Source organism: Streptococcus sanguinis SK1 = NCTC 7863, assembly GCF_000194945.1.
Classification (GTDB): domain Bacteria; phylum Bacillota; class Bacilli; order Lactobacillales; family Streptococcaceae; genus Streptococcus; species Streptococcus sanguinis.
In genome coordinates this window covers 729909-754228 of sequence record NZ_GL878507.1, presented here as the reverse complement: position 1 = coordinate 754228, position 24320 = coordinate 729909, and the positions used below count along the sequence as shown (strand labels likewise).

The 24320-nt window shown below is 43.0% G+C and carries 10 protein-coding genes; 9 read left to right on the top strand and 1 reads right to left on the bottom strand.

Going from position 1 to position 24320, the window contains the following annotated elements:
* Window positions 1-172: 172 nt before the first annotated feature.
* The 6 genes from HMPREF9378_RS07200 (at window position 173) to HMPREF9378_RS07225 (ending at window position 17125) form a co-directional block, all read left to right on the top strand.
* Complete coding sequence (locus tag HMPREF9378_RS07200; RefSeq protein WP_002913618.1) at window positions 173-8509, top strand: ZmpA/ZmpB/ZmpC family metallo-endopeptidase; 8337 nt, start codon at window positions 173-175, stop codon at window positions 8507-8509.
* 383 nt (window positions 8510-8892) lie between these two features.
* Entirely contained in the window at window positions 8893-11313 is a 2421-nt protein-coding gene (locus HMPREF9378_RS07205; protein ID WP_002900506.1) for an SHIRT domain-containing protein, read from the top strand.
* 258 nt (window positions 11314-11571) lie between these two features.
* On the top strand, window positions 11572-12018 hold the full coding sequence (locus HMPREF9378_RS07210) for a hypothetical protein (protein ID WP_002900505.1): 447 nt from the start codon (window positions 11572-11574) through the stop codon (window positions 12016-12018).
* Window positions 12019-12158: 140 nt separating this feature from the next.
* Window positions 12159-13196, top strand: a complete 1038-nt coding sequence (locus HMPREF9378_RS07215; RefSeq protein ID WP_002900504.1) for a M42 family metallopeptidase — start codon at window positions 12159-12161, stop codon at window positions 13194-13196.
* Between the two features lie 98 nt (window positions 13197-13294).
* Window positions 13295-14410, top strand: a complete 1116-nt coding sequence (locus tag HMPREF9378_RS07220) for a glycosyltransferase (RefSeq protein ID WP_002900503.1) — start codon at window positions 13295-13297, stop codon at window positions 14408-14410.
* Window positions 14411-14422: 12 nt separating this feature from the next.
* The gene (locus HMPREF9378_RS07225; RefSeq protein WP_002902820.1) at window positions 14423-17125 is read left to right on the top strand and encodes a MucBP domain-containing protein; all 2703 of its coding nucleotides are present in this window, start codon (window positions 14423-14425) and stop codon (window positions 17123-17125) included.
* Between the two features lie 45 nt (window positions 17126-17170).
* Here the strand turns inward: HMPREF9378_RS07225 and HMPREF9378_RS07230 are convergent, their stop codons facing one another.
* Complete coding sequence (locus tag HMPREF9378_RS07230; RefSeq protein WP_002902821.1) at window positions 17171-18619, bottom strand: alpha-amylase; 1449 nt, start codon at window positions 18617-18619, stop codon at window positions 17171-17173.
* 197 nt (window positions 18620-18816) lie between these two features.
* Between HMPREF9378_RS07230 and HMPREF9378_RS07235 the strand changes: the two genes are divergently transcribed.
* The 3 genes from HMPREF9378_RS07235 (at window position 18817) to HMPREF9378_RS07245 (ending at window position 24292) form a co-directional block, all read left to right on the top strand.
* On the top strand, window positions 18817-21768 hold the full coding sequence (locus HMPREF9378_RS07235; RefSeq protein WP_002913616.1) for a CocE/NonD family hydrolase: 2952 nt from the start codon (window positions 18817-18819) through the stop codon (window positions 21766-21768).
* Window positions 21769-21921: 153 nt separating this feature from the next.
* On the top strand, window positions 21922-22665 hold the full coding sequence (locus HMPREF9378_RS07240; protein WP_002902824.1) for an ABC transporter ATP-binding protein: 744 nt from the start codon (window positions 21922-21924) through the stop codon (window positions 22663-22665).
* Entirely contained in the window at window positions 22655-24292 is a 1638-nt protein-coding gene (locus tag HMPREF9378_RS07245; RefSeq protein WP_002912312.1) for a hypothetical protein, read from the top strand. Before HMPREF9378_RS07240 ends, HMPREF9378_RS07245 begins: the two co-directional genes overlap by 11 nt.
* Window positions 24293-24320 lie beyond the last annotated feature (28 nt).

Below are 24320 nucleotides of genomic sequence, written 5' to 3'. Positions count from 1 at the left end.
CCGAAGATTTGTTTTTTTATTTTTTTAGTTAAAAATGAACACTATTTTCAGGTTGTTCAAAAACTGGATGATTTCAGCCTTCAAAGATATATTTTTAAGCAAAAGCATTGAATTTTTGTAGGAAATTCTGTAAAATTTTAAGAGATTATTATATGAAGAAAAGGGAATTATTATGGAAAAAAGAATCACTGGCGATACGCTCCAGCGCTATTCTTTTAGAAAGTTATCAGTAGGATTGGTTTCCGCCACTATCGGAAGCTTCTTTTTGAGTACCGCCATAGGGGGAAATATAAGCACGGTTGAGGCTGCAGAAGTCTCAGCCGGCAAAACCGTTCCAGTTCAGTATCACTACGTAGTAGAGTCTGAACTGACTGAAGCTGAGAAGAATGCAGTTGTTAAGGAGCTTCCAAAGTTTGTGGAAGAAAACTCTGATGCTTATTATCTGGTTTACCGTCCTAAGACCCAGGGCCTTTCGGCAAAAAGTTTGCCAAAGACGGGCTACTCAAGTCTGTGGGAAGCGACATTTGCAGCTGTTGGGTTGACCTTAGCAGTCTTAGTAATTGCACGAGGTCGAAATGGTAAGCGGTACCTGTCTTCTATTTTGCTGGTGACAGGTCTAGGCTCTATTCTCCTAGCTCCTTCTGTATTTGCGGTGACCAATATTGAATTAGCCGCCTACAATCAAAGGCTGAATTTGACGGTGGGAGATAAACTGCCGGAACCTTTAGAGATTGCTGGTTTTGAGTATGTCGGCTATCTAAAAAGCGGTGAACAGGGCAAGGAGAATGTAGCAGGAAGTCATCAGCTTCCTACGGCACAAAAGGACTTATCAGCTGTTGAAGTCGATCAGCAAGCAGGTAAATCTGCTAGTCTTTCTGGGAATCCGGGTGCTGCCAACAAGCCAGTATCTACTGAAACAGAGAAACTGACTGAGCAAGAAAAAGAGATTATTGCTGCCAAAGAGCGTGAATTTGCTCGGCTTTCTCCAGTCACTGAAGTACCAGAACTGGAATTCAAGAGCCAAGAAAGTAGCCAGACCCAAGTCCTGCCTTATCGAACAGAATACCAATATTCAAATGAACTCGCAGAGGGGCAATCTCAGGTCATTCGTGCAGGTGTCGCTGGAACACGCACTGTCGTCACTCGCAATTATATAGCAGGTAAAGAAATTGTAAAAAGTGAAGTGATTTCAGACCAGGTAACTGCAGAGCCAGTTTCAGAAATTGTGCTGGTTGGAACTGCTGCAGTAAAATCTGTGCCAAAAGAGGCGCCAGTTCAAGAAGTCCCTGAATTGACTACTTATGGAACGACGCCCGATACAGCACCGGTTCAAGAAGTGCCTGAGCTAACGAATTATGGCACTGCACCAGACACCGCTCCAGTACAAGAAGTTCCGGAACTAACAACTTATGGTACCGCACCAGACACCGCTCCAGTACAAGAAGTTCCAGAATTGACGACCTATGGCACTGCACCAGATACCGCACCTGTAAATGAAGTCCCAGAATTGACAACCTATGGCACAACGCCCGATACAGCACCGGTTCAAGAAGTGCCTGAGCTAACGACTTATGGCACTGCACCAGACACTGCTCCAGTACAAGAAGTTCCGGAACTAACAACTTATGGTACCGCACCAGATGAAGCACCTGTGCATCAAGCCCCAAAATTAGAGCTGACTGCGACGGATGAAACAAGAAGAGAAAAGATAGATTTTTCCGTCGAAGAACAGTATACTGATGAGATTCCAGAAGGCAGTCGCCAAATTGTCACACCAGGTGTCCAGGGTGAGCGGGCGATTACCACTCGTATCTATACCTCGAATGGCCAAGAGGTTGACCGCCAAGTTTTATCGGATGAAGAAATTCTTGCAGCAGTCACTCAAATTATTAAGGTCGGTACAAGTAAGTCAAGTCTGATTCCGGCTGACGCACCAAAGGTAGAAGATCTATCAGAATACCCGCTAACTTACACGGACGAAACTCGAGTAGAGAAAATTAACTATACTATTCGTGAAGAAGAGACTGACGAGCTAGTCCAAGGTACTCGTCAAATTGCAACTCCAGGTGTTGAGGGTGAGCGAACTATTAAGACTCGTGTCTACAGTTCCAATGGTCAAGAAGTTGACCGTCAGGAGTTATCGAATGAGGAAACTCTAGCCCCAGTGACGCAAGTTGTCAAAGTTGGTACGGCTAAACCAAATATGGTACCGAACGATGCACCAAAAGCCGATGCTCTTCCAGAGTACCCATTAACTTACACGGACGAAACGCGTGTTGAAAAGGTTAACTTCACCATTCGTGAAGAAGAAACGGACGAATTGGTTCGTGATGCCCGTCAAATCGCGACTCCAGGCGTGCAAGGTGAGCGAACAATCAAGACTCGCGTCTATAGTTCCAATGGTCAAGAAGTTGACCGTCAGGAGTTATCGAATGAGGAAACTCTAGCCCCAGTGACGCAAGTTGTCAAAGTTGGTACGGCTAAACCAAATATGGTACCGAACGTTGCACCAAAAGCCGATGCTCTTCCAGAGAACCCATTAACTTACATGGACGAAACGCGTGTTGAAAAAGTAGCCTTCAATATTTTGGAACAATACACTGATGAGTTGCCACAGGATGCCCGTCAAATTGCGACTCCAGGTGTTGAGGGTGAACGAACAATCAAGACTCGTGTCTACAGTTCCAACGGTCAAGAAGTTGACCGCCAAGAAATTTCAAATGAGGAAACTCTAGCGCCAGTAACGCAAGTTGTCAAAATCGGAACAGCTAAGCCGCATATGGTACCGAATGATGCACCAAAAGCAGACGCTTTGCCAGAATACCCGTTGACTTATACGGATGAGACGCGTGTAGAGAAAATCGCCTTCAATATTGAAGAGCAATATACTGATGAATTGCCTCAAGACGCTCGTCAAATCGCGACTCCTGGCGTTCAGGGCGAGCGGAGGATTAAGACACGTGTTTACAGCTCCAACGGTCAAGAAATCGACCGCCAAGAGCTTTCTAACGAGGAAACATTAGCACCAGTAACGCAAATTGTTAAAGTTGGTACTGCTAAGCCGCACATGGTACCGAACGATGCGCCAAAAGCAGAGGCTTTGCTAGAGTATCCACTGATATACACAGACGAAACGCGTGTAGAAAAAATCAACTTCAGCATTCGTGAAGAAGAGACAGACGAACTAGTTCGTGATGCCCGTCAAATCGCGACTCCAGGTGTGCAAGGCGAGCGAACAATCAAGACCCGTGTTTACAGATCCAATGGTCAGGAGATCGACCGCCAAGAGTTGTCCAATGAAGAAACCTTGGCTCCAGTAACACAAGTTGTTAAAGTCGGAACTGCTAAGCCAACCATGGTACCAGGTGATGCGCCAAAAGCAGACGCTTTGCCAGAGTACCCGCTGACTTACACGGACGAAACTCGAGTAGAAAAAATCAACTTCACAATTCGAGAAGAAGAAACGGACGAACTTGTTCGAGATGCTCGCCAAATCGCAACACCGGGCGTTCAGGGCGAGCGGACTATCAAGACCCGCATCTATAGTTCCAATGGTCAAGAAATTGACCGCCAAGAGTTGTCCAATGAGGAAACTCTCGCTCCAGTGACGCAAGTTGTCAAAGTCGGAACAGCTAAGCCGCATATGATACCGAACGATGCGCCAAAAGCAGATGTTTTGCCAGAGTATCCGCTGACTTACACAGACGAAACCCGCGTAGAAAAAATCAACTTCAGCATTCGAGAAGAAGAAACGGACGAATTGGTTCGTGATGCCCGTCAAATTGCCACTCCAGGTGTTGAGGGCGAGCGAACTATCAAGACCCGAGTTTACAGCTCCAACGGCCAAGAAGTTGACCGCCAGGAGTTGTCCAACGAGGAAACTCTAGCTCCAGTAACGCAAGTTGTTAAAGTTGGTACGGCTAAGCCAAGCATGGTACCGAACGATGCGCCAAAAGTAGAAACTTTAGAAGAATTCGATTTAATTCCACTTCACAATCTATTAGCAGAAGCGGATCAGATTAAAGCTCAGGCACGTTATTTCAACGATAGTCAGAGCCATCAATCTAGCTATGATACTGCTTTGACAGCAGGTCAAGCAATCCTGAACCGATCACATGCTAGCCAAGAAGAAGTCAACCAACTGGTGGAACAAATCAATCAAGCCAAGACTCAGTTAAGCGGTCTTGAGGTTGTCAAAACGGCTCTTCAAAATGAATACGATTTAAATCCAACTATCAAAGCAGCTCCAAAATATAAAAATGCTGACTCAGAGAAGCAGACATCTTATACTGACGAATTAGCCAAGGCAGAAGTAGTTCTGAACAATCAAACTGCCACACAAGTGCAGGTCAATCAAGCTTTTGCTAGCCTGACAGCAGCCAAAGATGCTCTAAATGGAGTGCCTAAAGTCAAGCCAACGGTTTCCATTCTAAGTCTGACAGAAAATGCAGATGACAAGTCGGTTACAGTCCAATATAGATTAGAAGACCAGTCCCAGTCCTTCCGTTCAGCGACTGCTGAATTATACCAGGGGGATCAGCTTGTTCGCACTCTTCCGATTACCAATTTCGCAGGAAGTCTGAAGATTGGCGACTTAGACTACTACACAGGCTATACCCTGAAAACCAAGCTGACTTATGAACTGGATAATGGCAGCTTCACAGAACTTGAAACGGACAGCCGCAATTTTGAATTGGAATACAAGAAGATTGCCTTCCGAGATATTGATTCGGCAGAGTTTTACAGAAAAGAAAACGACCAGTTTAAGCGCGTCGTGTCCATGAGCTCTATGCCTACGGATCTGTCTACCTACTTCGTCAAAGTCAAATCAAGTGAATCTAAGGAAATGCTCCTGCCGGTTTACAGCATAGCGGAAAGTCATAAGGATGGCAGGGATGTCTATAAGGTGACAGTCTCTCTGCCTGAGCTGGTCCAAGAAGGTGAGACAGGCTATAAGTCTGGCTATGACTTCTATATCAGTAAGGCAGCTGTTCCTAGTCAGCAAAATATCTACACTAGCTTTGCTAGTTTGGTAGACGCTATGAAACAAAATATGGCTGGCAACTACGTTCTGGGAGCTGATTTGGATGCTAGCGAGGTTAGTCTGGCACCTGCGGATTATGTCTACCTCAAAGGAAACTTCACAGGCAGTCTGACTGGTAGTCATAATGGCAAGCAGTACGCGATTTATAATCTAGCCAAGCCTTTATTTGAAAACCTCAAGAGTGGTTCCTCTATTTCTAATCTGGACCTGAAAGAGGTCAATATTGTTGGTACTTATGACTCAGCTGCCCTGGCCCGCAATGCAGAAAATGCTCGAATCACAGATGTTTCTGTCCAAGGTAGAGTAGAAGTAAAAGAAAATGCTTCGCAGGTGGCAGGTTTGGTCGTTATTGCTAACAATACCCAAATCACCAATAGTTCCTTTACTGGAACTATCGTATCAAATGATAAGCAGGGCAAAGAATACAATGTCGGTGGTTTGGTTGCCAATCTTAAGGGAGGAAACTCCTTGATTAGCCAAAGCAGGGCAGATGTGACTATTCTAGCAGGCGCTAGAGCCAACAACCAACGCTTCGGCGGTCTGGTTGGCCGTTTAGAAAACAATGCCCGCATCAGCCGTTCTTATGTAGCTGGAAAGATTCAAAATTCTACTAAGAACGGTCAGATTGGTGGCGTAGTAGGTTCCAATTACTTCAATGGCTTGATTGATAATGTTATCAGTAACGTCAGTGGTACAAATGTTTACAGTATTTCTGGCGATCAGGGATATGAGAATAACCGTATCACAGAAGCTTATGCTGTTGAAGGAAATAAAACACTGGAAAATGACAAGTTTGTCACTTCGACACTGACTCTGAACGAGGCAGAAGAAAAGCTGACTAACCTAGACATTACGACCACGCTGGAAGACACGAATCTCAACCTTTATTCTGTCAACTATGCTCTGGAAAAGAATGCTCGAGAAGACCGTTTAATAGCTTATGCTAACATGGAAAAACTCCTTCCATTCTACAATAAGGAGACCATTGTTGCCTATGGAAATAAACTTCCAGATAATCACAAGCTCAATACAGAGTACTTGCTGGACGTTGTTCCGATGAAGGGCGACCAGATTATCACTGATATCAATAGCAATAAGACCGGAATTAACCGCTTGATGCTGCACTTTGAGGATAATACAGTTGACTACCTGGATCTGACCTATAAGGGAGATTTCAAATATAAGGCAATTGCAGAGTACAGTGTAAATGGCTTAGACCTCCTTTATACACCAGAAGCCTTCCTATCAGACTATAGCAGGGTTCTCAATCAAGTGCTGCCGGAGTTGAACCAGGTTGTCCTGGACTCACCGGCTATGCGAACTGTTTTAGGCGTGAATGCTGACACTTCTCTGGATGATCTCTATCTAGATACGGCCTTTGACCAAGTCAAGACCAAGCTGTCAGAAGAGTTACGCAAGGTTCTGGCTATGGACAAGTCCATCAATACTGAAGGCGATGTCGTGGCTGACTATGTAACTCAGAAGATTACAGCCAATAAGGAAGCCTTCCTGTTGGGTCTGACCTATCTCAACCGTTGGTATAATATCAACTATGACAATATCAATGTTAAGGATTTGTCGGCCTATAAGTTTGACTTCTTTGGAAATCATAATGCTTCAACGCTGGATACCATCATTTCACTAGGTCAGTCAGGCTTTAATAATCTTAAAGCCAAGAACAACTATATGGCTTATGATACCTCTCTCTCTGAAGCGACTGGTAAGCGAGGGCTCTTTAACTACTTAGAAGGCTATCGTCAGCTCTTCCTGCCGGACAAGAGCAATAATGAATGGCTCAAGACCAATACAAAAGCCTACATCGTTGAGGCTAAGTCGGATGTAGCAGAAGCGAGACAGCTTCAGGATGCAGCTGAGGACAAGAGTAAGTATTCTGTCGGCGTTTACGACAAGATTACTGCTGATAACTGGGAACACAAGGGCATGCTCTTGCCACTCTTGACCATGACTGAGAAGGGTGTCTATGCTATCTCCAATATGTCTACCATCTCCATGGGGGCTTATGACCGTTATCGCCTTGATGCCAATGGCAGGGTTCGGACAGATGCAGAGCTAGCTGAATTTGTCGAAGACAGAGTGAGAAAAACTGCTGAATACCAGCGCGATCACTATGACTTCTGGTATAAGATTCTAAGCGATGAAAGCAAGGACAAGCTCTTCCGTTCTGTTCTGGTTTACGATGGATTCTCATTGGTTGACAAGAATGGTCAAAAATATTGGGCTCCAGCTAATGACAAAAAATCACTGGCTATGCAGGAATTCTTTGGACCAGCCGGCAAGTGGTATCCTAGCAAGGGCTATAATGCCTATGCTACAGGAAGTGTAACCCACTTTGATGCAGCTAAATTGTTAGAAGACTATGGTAACTCTGTCTACACGCATGAAATGACCCATAATTCTGACGGTGGCATTTACTTTGAGGGCAATGGCCGCCGCGAAGGTCTGGGAGCTGAGCTTTATGCTCGCGGTCTCTTGCAGTCCACTCCAAGTGCAGACGAAGCTACCATTACTCTCAATACCCTCTTCAAGGTGGACAAGGATTCTAAGACGCGTCTACACACATATAACTTCAAGGAACGCGTTCAAAATGCAGAAGACCTGCAGCACTATGTCCATGGTATGTTTGACATGATCTACACCCTAGATTACCTAGAAGGTACTTCTATGCTGAAGCAGAGCGATGATGCTAAACTTCAGTGGTTCAGAAAGATGGAGAATTACTATATTACAGATAAGTATGGTAAGGAGACCCATGCAGGTAACCAGACGCGAAGCTTTACTGCTGAGGAAATCAAGCATCTGAAGACTTTTGACTCTCTGATTGAAAATGATGTCATCACTCGTCGGGAGAATAAGGATAGTGGGAAATACGGTCGAAATGGCTACCTCAGTCTCAGCCTCTTCTCACCAATCTACTCAGCCTTGAGCAATCCAAATGGAGCTCCGGGTGATGTCATGTTCCGCCGTACAGCCTATGAGTTACTAGCAGCTAAGGGTTACCATGAAGGATTTATCCCGTATGTTTCTGGTAAGTACTCTAAGGAAGCCTTTGATGAAGGTAAGAAAACGTGGGATGGATGGTCCGGAAGAGATGTTGGTCTCGTAACTGACCAGAAAGTCTTGGAAAATGTATTCAAGGGTGAATATGATTCCTGGGTAGCCTTCAAGAAAGCTATGTATAAGGAGCGGATTGATCAGCTGACTAAGCTCAAGCCAATCACTATTGAGTACGAGCTTAAAAATCCAAACAGTACTAAGAAAGTAACCATTCATTCTTATGAAGAGATGCAGAAGCTAATGGACGAAGCAGTGGCAGAGGATGTACGCAACATTACTAATGCTACCAGCCGTGTTGATGCTAGCTGGGTCAACCTGCTCAAGAAGAAGATTTACAATGCTTATCTTCGTGAGACAGACGACTTCAGACAGTCAATCTTTAATAAGTAAGCGGCAAAATGTTTTTCAGAAATACTAAAAATATCTAGACTATAAAAAGTCTAGGTATTTTTTGCCATTTATTTCTAATAAAACAATAATAATCCATCCGAGTTAGATTAAAAACCAATTTGTAACTTTTTTGTAACGAAAGTAGACAAAGAATAGAAAAATGCTAATAAAAATTATAGTTTACAAGGCGTAAATTATAATTTTTATGTTATAATTGATATGTATATGTCATATTTGCTTATCATATACGAGTACTATCATTTTTAGTTTGGTAATAAATCTTGATTTAGAACCGGCTGAAAATGAGGGGGTAGACAGGTGATGGTGTGCCTGCCAGCATTTGTCTAAAATAAAATATAAAAAGAAGGAGGACCGCATTCAAGGTGAAACAAACTTATCATAAAGTGTCTCATGCTCTGATGACTTTGCTGCTTTTGGTATCAACCTTTCTTCCCTTGTTAAGCTCAAGTCCTAGGGTTTCTGCTGCAGAGTTAGGTGAAAGTGATTATCAGCTAACTACAGATGTTACCATTAATACTAATCCTTTAAAGGATACAGGCTACGGTGAAGGTAAATTTTACATTGCTCCGACCTATACATTTGAGGATAGCAAAGTATTAAATAATGGTGATACCATGGTTTATCGTGTTCCATCACAGTTCAAAATTGAGCGAACTTTGGAGGAAAACATAAGTGCACCGGATGGTACTGTTGTTGCCAAGTTGGTGACAGATCCTGTTACCAATACAGCGACCATTACAGTCACAAATGCTGAGTATTTTGCGAAAATGCCAGATACCAAGCGTATTCAATCTTCTTTCACAGTGGTTTGGGCTGATAATATGCCTTATGACCAAGAGCAAGAAGTTAATTTCCCAGGTGCTAGAACCTATAGGCTGAAGCGTATCAAGGTTGATGAAGAACCTCAGGGGTATTCCAAGTGGGGGGTTCAGGATTCTAAGGATCCAAACTACGTCAACTGGCGTATCCGTGTCAATCGTGATGTCCAAAATCTTGGTCAAGTTGTCATTGAGGACGCTATTCCAGAAGGCCAAGAGCTGGATGAAGATTCAGGGATTACAGGTTACTACTTTACTGAGTGGGAAGGTGCTTCTGGCACACGTCAATCCTTTAATCCGAGCCAGATTGTGACAATCACTGACTCCAATCATTTCACAGTCAATGCTGGGGATTTGAGTGGAAGAGGTATTTATGTTATCTATCGGACACGTTTGACAGAGCCAGTTGATAAGGTGACCAAAAAAGCCTTTAACGATGTAACCGTTACGTCTAATGGACAAAAGATGCCAGATTTAGTATCACGTCCATTTGCACCTTTGACAACTCTTGATGGTGTCGGGGAAGGTACCCGTTCGGATGAAGTTATCTTCAAAGTCAAAAAGGAATTGACTGGCCGCAATTTGGCAGATGGTGAATTTACTTTTGATTTGATCAATAAGGATGACAACGACAAAGTTGTTCAAACGGTAACAAACAAAGACGGTGCCGTCACCTTTAAGAAACTTCGTTTCAAAAATGAGGGAACCTTTAACTATGTCATTCGTGAACGAGCAAGCAATCTGCCAGGTGTGACAAACGATGCAAATTCAGACATCAATGTTACTGTTACTGTAACAGACAACAACGGCGTCAAGACAGCAGCGGTTACCTATGACCGTGATGCTTTCACCAATACCTACAAGTTAGAGCCAGCAACTGCAGCGATTACCGCTAAGAAAGTTCTGGATGGTAAAGCACTTGAAGCTGGTAAGTACACTTTCAAGCTGACTGAGGTTGGCGGAAATAACGTGGAACTTCAAGCAACAAATGACGCCAATGGTAATATCAAGTTTCCTGAGATCAACTATGATAAAGAAGGGACTTATACCTACAAGCTGAAAGAAGTGGCTGGAAATGAAGCTGGAGTAACGTATGACAGTAAAGAACATACTGTGACTGTCACAGTGACTGAAAACAATGCTAAATTGGAAGCTGCTGTCGCAGGTAACAATCCAACATTCACCAACAGTTATAAAGACTATGGTGTCAGCTATGAGTTTCTCAGCTCTAACCCAGCCTATCCAAACCTGCCAAAAGAAGTAACTGATTTGCTTCCAGCAGATACTAATCGCTACACTAGTGGTACTAATGTAGACGCTAAGCAGCCTGCTAAAACAAGTGTTACAGTTACTGAAGGCACATGGACTTTCGAAGGCTATGCAGAAACGAATGCACAGACTGTTGCGGATAAGGACCTTAAATTTACTGGTAAATGGAATTTCATTCCAGCGCCGAAATATAAGGTGACGTATGAATTTGTAAGCGAAGATCCGAATCGCGCCTTACCTGCAGAGGTAACAGAATTGCTGCCGACCGATGCCAATGAATACACAGATGGTACTGCAGTTCAAGCGGTTCAGCCAGCTAAGGATTCTATTGAAGTAACTGGAGGTACTTGGAAATTCCTTAAATATGACGCGGATAGTAAAACTATTGCAGGCTCAGATGTCAAATTTACAGGCACATGGACATTTGAAGCTAGACGTCCACAAGGACCAACACCACCACCATCTTCTTCAGATTCGACACCACCACCGTCATCATCTGGTGATAAACCAAGCGGTTCGACGGATGGAACCCCAGGTAATTCGTCAGATAAAGATGGAAAAGATGTTCGTGGATCAGCAACTGGCAAAAAAGTTTTGCCGAAAACTGGCAGTGAAACATCTATCTTTGCGATAGCAGCAGGATTTGCACTGATTCTTTTATCAGCTCTTGTCTATCGTTTCAAAAAAGCTAATTAATTTTAGCCAGACAAATCATCTCAGCTAGCTGAGATGATTTTTTTGTCTTTGTCACCATCTATCCTTGATAATGTACTGACGCTTAAACATATAAACTCTAAAGTAAGCAGGCATTTGAATGGCTGTTTTTTACGGTGGCTGAAATTTGCTAAGCTTGATTTCACAGTCAATGAATACTTTAAAATAAAAGAGAATTCTTGTTTTATAAAGAAGGTTTGTTATAATAAAATAAGAAAAAGTTTCTTTATTTAAAGGGAGATGTGGATGAAAAATAAGAAGTTTAGGGTGATTCCTTTTTTGCCCCTATTTTTGTATCTACTGGTTTTTCAGTACGGTTATTGGGGAATTGAGCCAGAGCCGGGGGTTGTTTATGGTTATCTTTACCTTTTTCTATTTTTAGTTCCTGTTGTCATTGTTTATTTTGTAATTGCTGTTATGAATTTTGCAACACTGATGGGGGAAGTTACTTATTTATTCAAAGGACAGCTGCTAGGGCATCTCTATCGGCTTTATTTTTCTATCTTTTTCTTTTCGATTTTGTTTTGCGGTCTTAATTATTATCAGTTGATAGCTCCATATGGCTCTCAGATGAAAATTAGTGCTGGAGAAGCTTATAATCCCCTAGCAGCTTATGCCATTCCTATCTTGCTTTTTCTCTTAGGATTGTTGGGCAATCTATTCTTTTGGGAGTTGAAAAAGAATTAAGTCCAGGAGGATAAAGAGCAGCAGTACAGCGATAGTAATTGAGGAGTTTTTCTTGCATTTGATCATTAAAAGCCTGCTGAAAATCTATTTGCTCAGGCTTTCTTTGTGCTATAATAAAGAAAAACGATGAGGAGACATTCATGAATCAAACTGTTCAATATTTACAAGAATTAACGGCTATCCCTTCGCCAACAGGCTTTACGGCTGAGGTGGCAGACTATCTGGTGAAAACGCTGGGGGAAATGGGCTATGAGCCTGTCCGGACCAATAAAGGCGGCGTCCATGTTGTGGTTAAGGGTGAAAATGATGCCCAGCATCGGGTAGTGACTGCCCATGTGGATACTCTGGGGGCTATTGTTCGGGCTATTAAGTCTGACGGTCGTCTCAAGCTGGATCGGATTGGTGGTTTCCCTTGGAACATGATTGAAGGAGAAAACTGCCTAGTCCATGTGGCCAGCAGTGGCAAGACTATCAATGGGACTATCTTAGTTCACCAGACTTCCTGCCATGTCTATAAGGATGCTGGGACGGTTGAACGTACTCAGGACAATATGGAAGTTCGTTTGGATGAAAAGGTGACAAGTGAGAAAGAAACTCGCGATTTAGGAATCGAAGTCGGTGATTTTATTTCCTTTGATCCTCGTACCACAGTTACCGAGTCTGGCTTTATCAAGTCTCGCTTTTTGGATGACAAGGTCAGCGCAGCTATTTTGCTCAATCTTTTGCGAGTTTATAAAGAGGAAAATATTCAGCTTCCGGTGACGACTCATTTTGCTTTCAGTGTTTTTGAAGAGGTTGGTCATGGGGCTAACTCCAGCTTGCCGGAGCAAGCTGTGGAGTATCTGGCTGTTGATATGGGCGCTATGGGTGACGACCAGCAGACAGATGAGTATACGGTTTCCATCTGTGTCAAGGACGCATCAGGACCTTATCACTATGGCTTCCGCCAGCATTTGGTAAATTTAGCCAAGGAGCAGGACATTTCTTACAAACTGGACATCTATCCGTTTTACGGATCAGACGCCTCTGCAGCTATGAGTGCAGGAGCAGAAGTCAAGCATGCTCTGCTAGGTGCCGGCATCGAATCCAGCCACTCTTATGAGCGTACCCATATTGATTCAGTTGTTGCGACAGAGCGCATGGTGGATGCTTATCTAAGGAGTGGCTTGGTGGAGTGAGCAATCAAATTTTAGAAAAAATCATCTGAAACGCTTGCATAAAATTGTAAGTTGTGAGATATTATTATATAGAATTACTTTAGGTTAAAAGGGAGAAAATGAAAGTAGTTTGTGTGGATGCTTGTATCCGCTCTAGGGCGTTTGGGATTGATATTGCCCTCCGCAATCGTTTTGAGCTTTTTGAAGAAATGAAAGTCCCTTATGAATTGTGGGTTTCTGAAGCGGATACAGATATATATGCTAATGCCTCTTCTAGGCAGCTTGTGCTGGATAGTTATAAAGCCTTGGGAATTGATAGGAGTAAAGTCCGTTTTCTGGGCATAGAATTAGCTGGTAGGAGTCTTCAGGAGTTTGCTGAGGAGGAGCTTGAGCCAGAAGACTGGCTGATGATGGAGCGTCTGGATATTCCAGAAAATATTCTCTTGAGGCGTGAGCAAGATTTTCATGTAGCACGCGTCCTTCATCAGGATCACATGATTGCCCTGGGACAAGAGTTAAATAAAAAAGTCATGGGCTGGCTTGATCAGGATGTATTAGACTCTTTGATTTTGGTTGGCGAAGGTCAGGAGGCCTATCTGCCTCAAAAGATGAGGGATAAGGCCCTCTTTATTCCAACCACCTATGCAGAACAAGTAGTCCAATATCCAAGAGAGAGGGTATTTGATTCAAAGGATATTCACTTGGTGACAGTCAGTCGTTTATCTGAGGAGAAAAATGTTCTGTTATTGTTGAAAATTATGGCTTTATTGAAATTTAAAGGTCATAGGCAGTTTACTCTTGACATCTATGGAGATGGTCCTGACATGGCCATGCTGCAAGATGTCCTTGAGCTCAATGATTTGGAAGACTTGGTTCACTTTAAGGGCTATCAGTCTCAAATACCTTATCAAGCTTATGATGCCTATATTAGCACTTCCTTATCGGAAGCCTTTGCGACATCGCTCTATGAGGCTCTGGTCAATGGCTTGCCTCTGATTGGTCTGGATGTGCGCTATGCTAATCGCGCTTATATTAAGCATGGAGAGAATGGATGGCTTATACCGCAAAATGACGCTAATCAATATGTTGTCCATTTGGAGCAATTTAGCCAATTTGGAGAAAAAGAATGGAGGGGATTGTCGGCAAGATCCAAAGAACTTGCCAATCGCTATAACAGAGAGCTACTAGTCAATTTATGGGAAAAAGTTTTTAAAATGTCTAAAATAGGAGATTAAAAGGAGAAGAAGATGAAAAAGACTTTAGGGAAAAAATTAGAACTGGGAATGAAATTAGTCCCAATTCCTCTGTCCTTGCTGCTTGCTGGAACAATGGCAGTTACTGTACAAGCAGAGGAGGTAAGTAGTGAAACAGAGGGGAATCAAGTCCAGAATAACCAGGCGACACCTCCTGTCAATCAAGAACTGCCAAATGATGGGACAATCAAAAATACACCAGCAGAGGAAGCTTCCGGTCTGACCATCTCAGAAGAAGGAGAGAAGGGTGCGGCCCAAGTCACGCCTGAAATCAAACAATTAGCTCAAGAATTTTATGACTATCATACCAAGGGAGAGAGAGATGAAATAACTAAGGCTGCAACCATGACATCTGTCATGCCTGAGATACAGTCGGTGGAGCAAATAGAAGAAGCAGCTAAAAAGTATGATCATGCTTATGCGATCCGTAAGATGGATGGTGTCTTTAAATACATTGATTTAAAGCAAGTAAAAGATTTAAATCTAGTCAGAGATGAACACTTTCAAGAAGTTCCTTCAGGAGAAGTTTATTATGGTCAATCGCTAATTCAAAATAATACTGCCCTCTTCTTTTTGAATAAGTGGGAGGCTATATTCAATCCAAATCCAAGTCCAGAAGAAGTAGCGAAGATACCAAAAGCCATCATTCCGCGTTCTGAGTTGGATTTGACTGTCGAGGAAACCTTTCCTACAAAGAGATTTTTGCAGATGAAGGTATGGGAACACTCAGGTTTAACATTTGAAGAGGCATTTTCTAGAAAGTATTTACCTGAGTCAGATAATAGAGTATTGTCTATGGAAGAGATTAAGCAGATTATTCTTACTAATCCTAATTTATTCCAAATTCAAGCAAGTTCTGAAGAATTTAGTTATTATATGAACCCTTTCTTTCAAAAATTGCTTATCAGTGGAAAGGAAGCTGGAGATGAATACACTTACTGGAAAGGAAAAAATTATTCACTTGTAGATTCAAGGGATAATTTCGCTACAAATCACATCTATTTTGATTCTTTTGATTATAACACTCTATATCCTATAGGCAATCAATTTTGGGGGTTTTATAGAGGTTTAAATAATGGTGCCATTGATGATGTTGCAGATAATATTTTGAGAAAATATAATCTATATGAAAAGCCCTTTGTACATATTGATTGGCTGGGTAAAAATCCTTCTCTAGAGAGACCCTGGTTTGGTAAGGATAATATTAAGACCTTCCACTATAAACTATATCTGATGAAACCTAATGATAAGACTCGTTATTATTTTGATCGAGACTATACGATTGATATCGCAGGAGTTCCTAATATTGCTGAAACACCAGATGGTGGCTTCAAGTTTATAGAAGATACTATCCCTGGTGGTGGACAGACAACAGGTGGTTATGAACCTGATCAAGGAGAGCTAGATAAACTTTTCAGAACGGTCAAAGCTGAAGGTTTCGTCTTTAAAGTTTCGGATGTTAAGAAGGTTGGGGAAGGAGAGACCGAACCGGGCAAGGTTCTTGTCCGGTACCAAGACGAGCAGGGGCATGCTATTGCTAACCCTATTACGGATGAGCAACCAGGTAAGACTAGATATACAGTCAGTCCTAAACCTCTAATTTCCTATAATAACAAGCTCTATACTTATAAATCTCGGCTAACTGCCTATGATGCTGAATCGGGAGAGTATGAAGCAGGAAGAACCAAAGAAATCGTCTATGAGTATGAACTCAGCCAGCACCAGCTTCCAAATGACGCTCCAAGCGAGGACAAGCCTGTCTTGGAAATGACCCGCTTTGTAGATGAATCAGGTCAAGAGCTATCAGATCCAGAGCGAGGTTTAGTAGCTTCTAAGACTATCGCTGGCTATGACTTCCAGTCCAGCAGTGACGAGGACGGTATTCGCACCCACGTCTATCGTGCTAGTGTGCATGAAGTACCGACAAACGCACCAAGTGAAGAGCGCCCAGTCATGTCGATGACTCGCTTTGTAGATGAAACAGGTCAAGAGTTATCAGCCCCAGAGCGTGGTTTGGTGGCGTCTAAGACTATTGCCGGCTATGATTTCCAATCCAGCAGTGATGAGGACGGCATTCGTACGCATGTCTATCGAGCAAGTGTGCACGAAGTACCGACAGATGCACCAAGTGAAGAGCGCCCAGTCATGTCGATGACTCGCTTTGTAGATGAATCAGGTCAAGAGTTATCAGACCCAGAGCGTGGTTTGGTGGCGTCTAAGACCATCGCTGGTTATGATTTCCAATCCAGCAGTGATGAGGATGGCATTCGCACCCATGTCTACCGAGCAAGTGTTCATGAATTACCGACAGACGCTCCGATTGTGGACAAGCCGGCTATTGAAATCACTCTTTTCCTAGATGTAGATGGACGGCCATTGGCAGCAGCAGAATTTGGTTTGCTAGATGCTAAGAATTTTGAAAAATATGGTTTTGTTTCTGTAACGGAAGCAAATGGCGTTCGAACTTATGTATACGTGCCAAAAACGAATACTCAAATAGCTTTGGGAACAGAAACTTCTGAGCAGAAGAGTCCTGTAAAGGTTGAAAACTCTGAGACTACTCCTGTTCTGTCTCGAGTGTCCAAACATCAATTACCAAATACTGGAAACACAAATTCATCATTCTTGGGAGCAGCAATTATCAGCCTTTTGGCTTCCGTTGGCTTACTACATTCCAAGAAAGAACGAAAAAAATAAGGCCAATTTGGTCTTATTTTTCTTTTTCCATATTTTTGCTGTGACTTATCTGACACTCCAGACACTAACTGATTTTTCCTCCACAGGAAATTCTCCCCAGCCTTGGTCGTCAATAGTTACGATTTGGGAGCTGTTGCCTAGATAGTCGCTGAATTCTCTGCCAGCCCATTCCGTACCGACCAGCATAGATTTGCTGGTTGCTTGGTCATTATTGATAAGAACAGCGATTGGTTGACCATCGTCCTTGCCTTGGCGAGTCCAGCCGATACAATTGGCATCGTCCAAGTAGTCAATCTGCTCACCATAGGCTAGATTGAGACGGATGTCTAGGAGTTTATCCAGTAGCTCTTGAAAGCTCTCTTGGGCAAATTCTCCGCTAATGCCATAGTAGTCTCCGTAAAAGACGCAAGGCAATCCGGCTTCTCTTAGAAGTATGAGAGCATAGGCCGCAGGCTTGAACCATTCTTCAACTGTAGACTCCAGGGCCTGCCCTCTCTGAGTATCGTGGTTGTCCACAAAGGTTACAGCTGATTCAGGATGATTCTTTGCAAGTGTCTGGTCAAAAATAGTTCGCAGGTCATAGTCTGCTCCAGATTTGCTGGCATCAAATAAATTATGATGAAGTTTAACATCGACTAGGTCAAAGCGGTAGTCAATATTTTCTAAATAATCATTATTGGCCTTCTCATCGCTATTCCAAAATTCCCCAAAGACATAGAAATCATCGCCGTATTTCTCAGTAATATCGCGGATGAAATTTTTCATAAAGAAGGAATCGATGTGCTTAACAGCATCTAAGCGAAAGCCATGTACACCAGTGCTTTCAATGAACCAATGAGCCCAGTCATAGAGATTTTGGATGACTTCGGGGTGCTTGAAATCAATATCCGCATACATCAGATAGTCGTAGTTGCCGTTCTCGTTATCCACCAGCTCATCATCTGCCCAACCTTTATTGTCGCCTTGAATGAGGAAAATGCCTGACTTGTTGTTTTTGGCATCGTAGTCAGTGCCAGTGAAGTGGTACCAGTGCCATTCAAAGTCATTATAGGCTTTTTTGCGGCCTGGGAATGCAAAATGCATCCACGCTTCTATTTCAAATGGTTCTGAGATTTCTACATTTCGGTCATTTGGATCAACTTCAACGACAGTAAAACGCTCTTTGTAGTCAGCTGCGGCCTTGTGATTGAGGACCACATCAGCAATAGCTTCGATACCGTTCTGGCTAAGTGCTTCAATCGCTCGGAGGTATTCTTCTTTCAATCCATACTTTGTGCGGACGGTCCCTTTTTGATCAAATTCGCCCAAATCAAAAAGGTCGTATACACCATAGCCGACGTCATTAGATCCTGTTCCTTTGAAAGCTGGCGGCATCCAGACTTTGCGAATTCCTTTCGCTGCTAAGTTTGGTGCGTCTTCCGCTAAGCGATTCCAATGCTGACCGTCATCTGGCAGATACCATTCAAAATACTGCATTAAGGTTTGATTTTCCATACTGTGATTCCTCTAATTCTTACTGATTGGCTTTATTGTACCAAAAGAAGGGGAAAGGCGCAATCGTTTGCGTCTTTCTGCTTCTATAGATGTTTTGACATCTTTCATAGATAAAAGATAGAATAGATTGAAACAAAAGCGCTTACATAGTATAATGGACTTGTTATAAAAGATTTTATCTAAAGAAAGGTGTCTTTATGAGAAAGAAAAGACTAGTTACATTACTCCTGCCAAGTTTGTTACTTGCACCTTTGGTATTGGCGCAAGCTGTTCAGGCGGATGAGGCGACTCAAGCTAGCAGCGAGCGCACGGACAATCTCAAGACAGAAACAGTTGTAAAGGCTTCTGAAACTGGCTCCAAGGACCAAGAGTCAACGGCAGTAGAAACTTCAAATCAGACTTCTTCAGAAGATTCGGTGCAGGAAAAGCAAGACAAGGCACCGCTTGCGGCTGAGGGAACGGTACCTAGCCTTAGCCCAGCGCAGGAGCAGGAGCTTCTTGCTTTGGCTAAAGATGTCAGCTCAGCACCTTCCGCTGCCTCAACTGCTGTGAAAGGTCAAGATTTATCTGCCTATACCGGCGGTCTTTCAAATCCTTCACTCTCAGATAAGGAACTAACCCTGCAGGAGGCTGTAGATGAATTGCTCAAGTGGGCAGCAGTCAGTGATTCTCAGTTGGGTAGCAGTGCCGAGGATAGAGCAAATCTAGCAAAGAGTCTGGGGATGATTGAAAAAGAGGCTGATTTGACAGCCAGTGTCCAGGGTGCTAATCTGCAATCTATGTATTCGGTTGCCAAGCGACTGCATGATGCTTATCGCTCCGAAAAGAAAGAGCCCCTTTTTTTGAATGGTCGTTCACAGCCAATTTTTCCATATAGTAGTGGTGAAGACAGATATGAGGAGTATACTTATGAAGGCAGTGAGATTGTTCGTTTCCCAGTCTATGTAGAGACTGACTACGATACGGATGGTGACGGTAAGCGAGATTTAGTCAAGGCTATTGTGCAGCTTCCTAAAGCAGCTGCTAAGGGTGATTATAAGGCTGCGACAATCTTGGAAGCTCGTCCCTATGTCGCTGGAACCTTGGACGAAGACCATGTGACGCTAGAAAGTCTCAATCTGCCGACAAACGGTTCTTATGACATGAAGAGCCTGCGCAATCAGCCAGCTAAGCGCCAGCCAGTTTCTAGCATGAGCAGTATTGATGCAGCAAAAAGAGCAATGTCATCGGATTGGTATTATTACAGTCCATATGAGGGGATTTATGACTATGAAAACTTGAACTGGTATGATTATTTCCTCGTCCGAGGTTATGCCTTTGTTTCTAGCGCTGGTCTAGGAACCAAAGGTTCTGAAGGTTTTAATACAACTGGCTCTGATTTAGAAATTGAAGCATTTAAAAATATTGTCGAATGGGTCAATGGTAAACGAACGGCCTACACAGACAGAACTAACAATATCGAAATCAAGGCCGACTGGGCTAATGGCAAGGTCGGTATGACTGGTCTGTCTTGGGCTGGTACGACAACTTTCGGTGTGGCAACGACTGGCGTTGAAGGCTTGAAAACCATTGTTCCAGCAGCTGGAATTGCCAGCTGGTATGATTATTTCAATAGTCAAGGGTCGGCTTACACCAATCCGCCCTACAGTGATTTATCTTGGCTGTCGCTCTATGTTGCTACACGGTTGCTGGATCAAAAGGATTGGGCTGCTATCAGTAACAAGTATGCTGACTACATTAATCAGTTAAATAAGGACCAGAATGCCCACGGCCGCAATTACAGTCCGGTCTGGCAGGAGCGGGATTACACGCTACATCCAGAAAAGATAAAGACCAGTGCCCTGCTAGTTCATGGTTTGAATGATGACAATGTCAAAACCAAGCACTTTGAGCTCATGTATGATGCGCTAAAAAAAGCCGGCCAAGATGTGAAACTTTATCTTCACCAAGGAAATCATATCAATCCAGCTGCCATATCTAGAGGCTTTGGTATTACAGCTAACAAGCAAGATTTTTATGACCTGCTCAATACTTGGTTCTCTCATTACCTTTATGATGTAGAAAATGATGTCAGCAAACTGCCTGCTGTTTTGGCGCAAAATAACTATGATCCAAATAAATGGACCAGTTATGATGATTGGAAAAGCAGTAATCGCTTGATTCTGACAGCTCAGTCCAAGCGCTTAGAAGAAACGATTTCCAGTGACTACTCAGGATCGGGAATTGATACTAGCAAGCGTGATGAAGCGGTTAGCAAAGCTTCTTCTAAGGCTAATTTGACCTTTATGACAGATGTCAAAGAGAATATGACAATTAAAGGACATATCCCAGTCCATTTCAAGGCGGCTCTAGCAAAGGGGGGTGGCAGTAATCTGCAGGTCAATGCTCTCCTAGTAGATGTATCAGACCAAGAGTTTGATGTGGTTGGACACGGCGCAGCCAGCGATGAAAGTCAGAAAGATGGCTTCTGGATGGGCAGCAATCTCAACAATATGGATATCAAAAATTTTGCGACTGTCAAAACCAAATACAAAGTCATTGCCAAAGGATGGGTCAATCTGGCTAATCCAGAATCGGGCTATGTGCCGTCTAGCTCGCAAAATAGTATTGATCCTCAAATTGGTCAATTCCATGACTATACAGTCTATTTGCAGCCTAATCTCTATACGATGAAAAAAGGCCATAAGCTGGCTCTGGTTTTCAACACGTACGACCCAAGCGATCTCACGATTGATCGTCAATATGAAGTGACTTTCAAGACGGACTCTATCAGTGCCCTAATACCTACTTTGGAAGCTAGTCGCCTGCAAAAGGCAAACTATATACCGAATGCTCTTGATACAGTTTATGCAGCTCTACCAGAGATTATTGGTGCAAAATTAGTCGCACCAGCAATTTTAGAAGTTCCTGAGTATATCTTAGATAGCGAGGAAGGCGGAGAAGTTCCGTCAGTTCAGTTGGCGGTTCACTATGCAGAACATTATGATCAGGCAGTAGGAAAAGTTCAGAAGATAAGCAAGCAGCAAGCTCCAGCTACCTTACCTGAAACCGGCAGTAATTCAGATAAGGGAATTCTGCATCTTGGCCTGGCTCTGCTGGTCAGCACACTAGGTTTATCTAGTTTAGCAAAGAAATACTCACAACGTTAGAGGTTCTGTTTAAAAAAGCAGCTAGAATTTCATAGTTAGATGAAGTTCAGCTGCTTTTAGCTTTATCTTGTATCTGACCTTAGGCAGAGACGAGACAAAAAGCCGCAAAAAGAGTATACTAATCTGTATAGAAATCGGTAAAGGAGCTCTCTTATGATTGAATTTAAAGATGTCACTAAAGTTTATGAAGGAACGGTAGCTCTCAATCAGCTGAATCTGACCTTGCAAAGCGGAGAAATCGTCGGTCTGATTGGTCACAATGGCGCCGGAAAATCTACTACCATTAAGTCATTGGTCAGTGTTATCAATCCTAGCAGTGGTCAGATTTTTGTGGATGGGAAAGAATTATCCGCTAATCGCTTGGAAATCAAGAAAAAAATTGGCTATGTAGCTGATTCACCAGATCTATTTTTGCGTCTAACTGCCAATGAGTTTTGGGAACTGGTAGCGACTTCTTACGATATGACAAATGCTGAAGTAGAAGAGCGATTGGGAAATCTGCTCCATCTTTTCGACTTTGGCTCTCATCGGTATGAGGTCATTGATTCATTCTCTCATGGGATGCGGCAAAAAGTTTTTGTCATAGCTGCGCTTTTGTCTGACCCGGATATTTGGGTGCTGGATGAGCCGCTGACGGGTCTTGATCCGCAGGCAGCTTTTGACCTCAAGCAGATGATGCGCCAACATGCAGATAAAGGAAATACAGTTCTCTTTTCAACCCACGTCTTGGAAGTGGCAGAGCAGCTCTGTGATAAGGTGGCCATTCTCAAAAAAGGGAAATTGATTTTCTATGGAACGATTGAAGAACTAAAAGGCCAACATCCAGAACAGTCTCTTGAAACCATTTATCTTGGCCTAGCGGGCCGCAGAGAAGAGGTGAGTCCTGATGCGTATTAAAGCTATAAAAAAACTAGTCGATATCAATATCCTATACGCCATTCAGCCGTCTCAGCTGCAGCAGTACCGCAAGATGCAAGCTAAGAATCCTGAGCGTAAGGTCAATGTATCGCTGAAGGCTATCCGCATGTATCTGATCTTAGGACTGGTCTATCTCTTTCTTTTCGGTTTGATGGGCTCCCTGAACCAACTGGTTGGCAATCCTGGTCTCTTTGCCAATTTGGTTTCCGCTTTTGCACTCTTTTCAATGTCTCAGGGCTTCCTGGTTTTTTACAATGTCTTTTATGAAAGCAAAGACTTGCAATCTTACCGTCCCTACGCTTTTAGCGAAGCAGAAATCATCGTCGGCAAAAGCATTTCAGTTATCCTGACCTTGCTGATTGCCATTCTGCCTATGTTCAGTTATTTCTTGGTTCTGGCTTTTCAAGGTGGCAATCCTTTCTTGGGCCTGCCCTTGGCTCTGCTTGCTATTCTGATTTTAAGTTCAGTTATCACCTTTCTGATTTTGATTGCCGTCCACTTTATTACCAAGACAGCATTTTTCAGAAAGTACAAGACCATCCTGTCCAATGTCATTTTGGCTCTTGTTTCCGTCGGATCCTTTTTCCTCTATTTTATGATTAATCAAATGAATAGCAGAAGCGTTGTAAATCGTACAGAGGTTAAAGCTTTCTTCCTGCCAGTTCAAGCCTTTTATGATTTTATTCTTCATCCTTTTCATACAGCTTCCCTGCTGGGATTTTTGGGATGGGTGGCAGTTGCGGCTCTTCTATTTTTCATCGTAAAGACCAAGGTGATTCCTGAGTTTTATGAGGCAGCCCTGATGACGGGCTCTTCAGTAGGAAAGCGGGAGCGCGTGCATGACATCAATATTGCGGAAGCAAAAAATCTTAAAAAGTTTGTCTGGCGTTACAATATCAGGCTCTTGAGCGAGGGTTCTGTCATTATGCAAGCCATCTTTATGTCGGCCTTTCTCCCTTACATTGTCATTTTCAGTATGGGAATGGGCATGATACAAGGCGGCCTGTCTTTGACTTCTTATCTGGGACCACGTTTCCTCTTGCCAATGATGGCCTTGGCTGTTTTGATTGCAACACTAAACTCAGGCGGCAGCAACCTCACGGCTATTGGGATTTCTCTGGAAAGGGAAAATTTTGATTATCTCAAGGTTTTACCCTTTGATTTGAAGCAATATATTCATCTGAAGTTTTGGCAACTCTTTGCCGTCCAGTCTATCCTGCCTCTGACCTTGTTTTTCATAACCAGCCTTGTTTCCGGTATGCATCCAGTCACTTTCTTGGGCATGGTGATTGTTTGGGTCTTGATTAGTTTAATGTGGAGTTCTTGGGGTTACTACCGAGACTACAAGCATCTGGTGACTAATTGGTCCAATGTCACAGAATTGATGAGCCGAGATAACAATATAGTGAAAACTCTCCTAGCCATCGCTCTTATTTTAGGAATGATGATTGTCATTACTCTTCTCTTCTTTATATCCAATGTTCTTGCGCCTCTAGTAATTTATATGATAGCGGCTCTAGTTCTAGTAGGATTAGCTGTGTTGTCTTATATAGTCCACAAATACTACATGAAAAAGCTGAATGAAGAGTTAGCAGTATTTTATTAAACAAGCATCAGGAAGTCGAAAGACTTTC